This window comes from Acinetobacter sp. AL9 (genome assembly GCF_041464035.1).
In the GTDB taxonomy this organism is placed as follows: Bacteria; Pseudomonadota; Gammaproteobacteria; order Pseudomonadales; family Moraxellaceae; genus Acinetobacter; species Acinetobacter towneri.
In genome coordinates, this window is the sequence record NZ_JAYFSK010000104.1 from 1 (window position 1) to 4,080 (window position 4,080).

Sequence of the window (4,080 nt, forward strand, 5' to 3'; positions counted from 1 at the left end):
GTTGTAAATAGATGAACGTTAAATAGTGAGAGATTAAAAATTCATAGATTTAGAGCTATGTAGCTAGGTTGTGAGTATTTTTATTTCACAAGGAATACGAAAATTGATCTGATATAATTTGTGAGGTACTAAAAATAGTGAGAAAATTTTCAATTGAAATTTTACTGCTGTTGGTGTGATGACTAAACTTCCTACTAATGATGCTGAGTTTAATTTAAAGCAAGTGCTTGTACTCATGAATTATCTGAGTCAATGGTTAATTCGTTCTGGTGTTGGATATACAGAATTTTCCGCTGCTTTAAAACCAATTTTTTATCAACAGGCTCTTCAAGAATTAGAAAGGATTGATCAAAAGCCTACTATTTCTGCTATTAGTTTATTATCCGGTCTACACCGTAAGGATGTCACTGCATATAAAGAGACGAAGCTGGCAGGTAAGCCTTTGACTGAAGCAAATATCTCTGAACCAATTAGTGTTCCTTCTCGGGTTATAGGTTTATGGTTAGCAGAAGGTTGGGGAGAGTGTTTACCATTCAGTAGTGATAAAGAAAATAATTTTGAAATTTTGGTAAAAAGAGTATCTACTGAGCGCCATCCTAGGTCTGTGTTAAATGAGTTGATCCGATTAGGCGTAGTGCTTGAAAAAGATGGTAATATTTTATTGCAAAAAGGACAATTTATTCCTGATCCTTCTTTACAAGAAGCTCGTAAAATTTTAGTTAAAAACTTACAATCCCATTTGGCTGCAGGTTTACATAATTTATTTGAAAATAATCAGACAAACTTTTTAGAACAAGCTGTGTGTGCAGATGAATTAACAGAAGCATCTGTTCAGTTTTTACGTGATCAAAGTCTAAAGTTGTGGCACGAATATGCACTACAACTACTAAAGTTAGCTTCTGAAAAATGTGCAGAGGATGAAGGTAAGCTAGATGCTACCAAAACTTTCATATTTGGGGTTTATCAACATGACCGTTAAGAAAATAGTTAAGCTATTTTGCTTTAATATTTTATTTTTAACAATCATTGGTTGTGGAGAGGATTTTAGTGTAGGGGGAGCTAGTCTAGAAGGTACAGGTAATGGGCTTCCACCTCCACCTGGTCTTGGGAATGCTAACGACAGCAATAGTGATGATTTCTTTAAACAGGACCAATATACGTTAAAACTATCTGGGGCTGTAACTGATTTATGTGGTCTAGTCGTTCGCGAAATTCAATTTTTGGATTTATATCAAAAAACAGACTTACGTAAAGATACTTTATATGATCTAAAAATGGATAAAGATAAAGGTATTCCTATAGAGATTAAATTATCTTTTCTTAATAATTATTGGGATAAAGTGATATTAGAATATCCTGATTGCAATGTGCCTTTAGATTTTTATAATACTGAAACAAAAGACCAATTATTTCCTGAGATGCAGTGTTCAATTATTAAAAAAGTTGAGTTAATGCCAGATGAAGAGCGTATTTTTCAACTAAGATACAAGTTATTTGAACCTGTAAACGGAGTATGGCAGTTAAATAGTCAAGTTAAAATTACTATCCCATCTGATGAACCAGAAGAAGAGTGTGGAGAATTGCAGCTACCATTGGAATTGATAAAAAATAAAAATTTTAATTGATGAAAGATCTATTATTCAATTATATCTTTTAATGATCAATAGAAAGCCTAGTTTCAAACACATTCTTCAGACACAAACAAATATGATCAAAATAGAGTGATTACTCAATAAAATAATAAAATCAATTACTTAAATTATATTTAATTTTAAAAAAAATACAAATGTGTATTAAAAATAACCATTACTTACATTTTTTTGATTACAAAATATAATGAGTAAATTGCTTCCCATTTCATACATTTTTCATATATAAAAAGTTATACTATTTTTAAGGTTTTTCTAAATCACATTTTATACTTCATAGTTTTTAACATCATTATTAAAGGTGAACCATGCAAAAGAAGAAGCGCACCCCATTAGACGCACAACAGTCCCATCTTTGGATTATTGGTGGTGGTATCGCAGGTATGGCTGCTGCTGCATTTGCAATCCGTGATGCCAAAGTCCCTGCCAAAAATATCCATATTTTAGAAGAACTCGATATTTCAGGTGGTTCGATGGATGGTGGACATACACCGCATGCCGCGCAAGCTTGGGTAACACGTGGTGGGCGAATGCTGACCGATGAAACTTATTTGTGCCTATGGGACTTATTTTCCAGTATTCCATCTTTGGAAAATCCAGACATTTCGGTGCGTGAAGAATGTCGTGAGTTTAATGAAAAAGTGAAAACCCACGCCAATGCACGGTTGATTGATGCCGAACATGTCATTGCGGATGCAGCAAAGCTTGGTCTGAATACGCTACATCGTGCACAGATGCTGCGCCTATTAGCTTCAAAAGAAGAAAAAATTGGCAGTCGCCGCATTGATGAGTTTTTTGATGAAACCTTTTTTGAAACCAATTTCTGGCGCATGTGGCGCACGACTTTCGCTTTTCAAAAATGGCACAGTGCAGCAGAGTTAAGACGCTATTTCTTGCGTTTTATTCAAGAATTGCCACGCATTCATACCTTAGCGGGTGTGAAACGTACCAAGTACAACCAATATGACTCGATGATTCTGCCCCTACAGCGTTGGTTAGTCGCACAAGGCGTCGATGTGCGTTTTGGACACTATGTCACAGATGCAGACTTCATTACCAATGCTGAAACTCAAGAACGCTACGCTTCACGCCTATATGTACAATTGCCTGAAGGCTCAGAGCAAATTAATCTGAAAGCCAATGATTTAGCTATTTTCACTTTAGGCTCTATTACAGCAGACTCACGTTATGGCGGTAATCATGACGTGCCTGCCCTTATTCGTCATCGAGAAGATCATGGCTGGACGCTTTGGGAAACGCTGGCACAAAAAGCCCCAGACTTTGGCCGTCCAATGACTTTTTATGGCAATGTCGATGAACATAAGTGGGAGTCTTTCACTCTGACCATGAAAGATGACGTGCTACTTAAACGTATTATTGACTATACAGGCAATGAACCAGGCACAGGCGCACTCATGACTTGGTATGAGTCGGGTTGGCATTTATCCATCGTGGTTCCTGCACAGCCACACTTTGCCGACTTACCTGAAGGTTTATATACCTTATGGGGCTACGGTTTCCAAATTGACCATATAGGCGATTACATCAAAAAACCAATGTCCGAAGCCACGGGGCAAGAAATCCTAACAGAACTGATTAAACAGCTCGGTTTTGACGACATTTTAGATCATGTTTTGGCAACGACTGATGTTACTACCGCCATGATGCCATACGCCTCTGCCCTATTCGCCTGCCGTAAACCGGGGGATCGTCCACAGGTAATTCCACAAGGCTCACAAAACTTTGCTTTCCTTGGACAGTTTGTGGAAATTGAAGATGACGTGGTCTTTACTGTGGAATATTCAGTTCGTGGGGCGATGCTTGCCATTTATGAATTTTTTGGGGTGGAACGTGAAATCCCTGAAATTTACAACGGTCTACTTGATCCCAAAGTGGGTTTAAAAGCTTTAGAAACAGTGTTCCACTAAGTTTTTAATATATAGCGATAAGAGCACCTTTATGTCGCCACTATTACATAGTTTAATTTAAGCAACGTTTGGATACACGAGTGTGGCAGGGATGCCACACGTTATCCATCATAATAGGGATGTTATGTATGGGTAACAAAGGCTTTTGCTTTCTTTTGGCTTATCAAAAGTAAGGGTATTGCCTACACAAACACCTTTTATACTTTATTGAAAGTTGAGGCCGTGTACGCACCTAATTTTAAATTGGATAAAAAGAAAAATTAGATAAAACTTTATACGTCATTATTGGCGACGATATTCAGCTCCATGTTTCTTGCGTTTCCATTCGCCCTCACCTAGAAACTTCATGCCTGTAGAGTCTGCGAGTAGATGCAGTCCATCGCTACTTTTTTGGTAGCTGATTGCAATATCAATATGCTTTTGTCTTCTACAAAGCGTACTGTAATCTGGTGCGGTCCAATTTAATCCGCAAAGTTTAATCAGACTTTGCACAAAGCCAGTGA

General features: G+C 37.3%; 3 protein-coding genes and 1 pseudogene. 3 read left to right on the forward strand and 1 reads right to left on the reverse strand.

Going from position 1 to position 4,080, the window contains the following annotated elements:
* Positions 1-178: 178 nt before the first annotated feature.
* The 3 genes from ACEO2X_RS13435 to ACEO2X_RS13445 all read left to right on the forward strand — a co-directional run bounded on the left by ACEO2X_RS13435 (position 179) and on the right by ACEO2X_RS13445 (position 3,577).
* Entirely contained in the window at positions 179-979 is an 801-nt protein-coding gene (locus tag ACEO2X_RS13435; RefSeq protein ID WP_317098470.1) for a DUF6502 family protein, read from the forward strand.
* Positions 969-1,625, forward strand: coding sequence for a hypothetical protein (locus tag ACEO2X_RS13440; protein ID WP_317098469.1), 657 nt, complete (start codon positions 969-971; stop codon positions 1,623-1,625). The genes ACEO2X_RS13435 and ACEO2X_RS13440 overlap by 11 nt, the downstream gene beginning before the upstream one ends.
* 332 nt (positions 1,626-1,957) lie before the next feature.
* Complete coding sequence (locus ACEO2X_RS13445; RefSeq protein ID WP_004726755.1) at positions 1,958-3,577, forward strand: oleate hydratase; 1,620 nt, start codon at positions 1,958-1,960, stop codon at positions 3,575-3,577.
* A 285-nt stretch (positions 3,578-3,862) separates the two neighbouring features.
* On the opposite strand, the pseudogene ACEO2X_RS13450 reads toward ACEO2X_RS13445, so the two are convergent.
* A pseudogene (locus ACEO2X_RS13450) lies at positions 3,863-4,080 on the reverse strand (transposase); the annotation flags it as partial.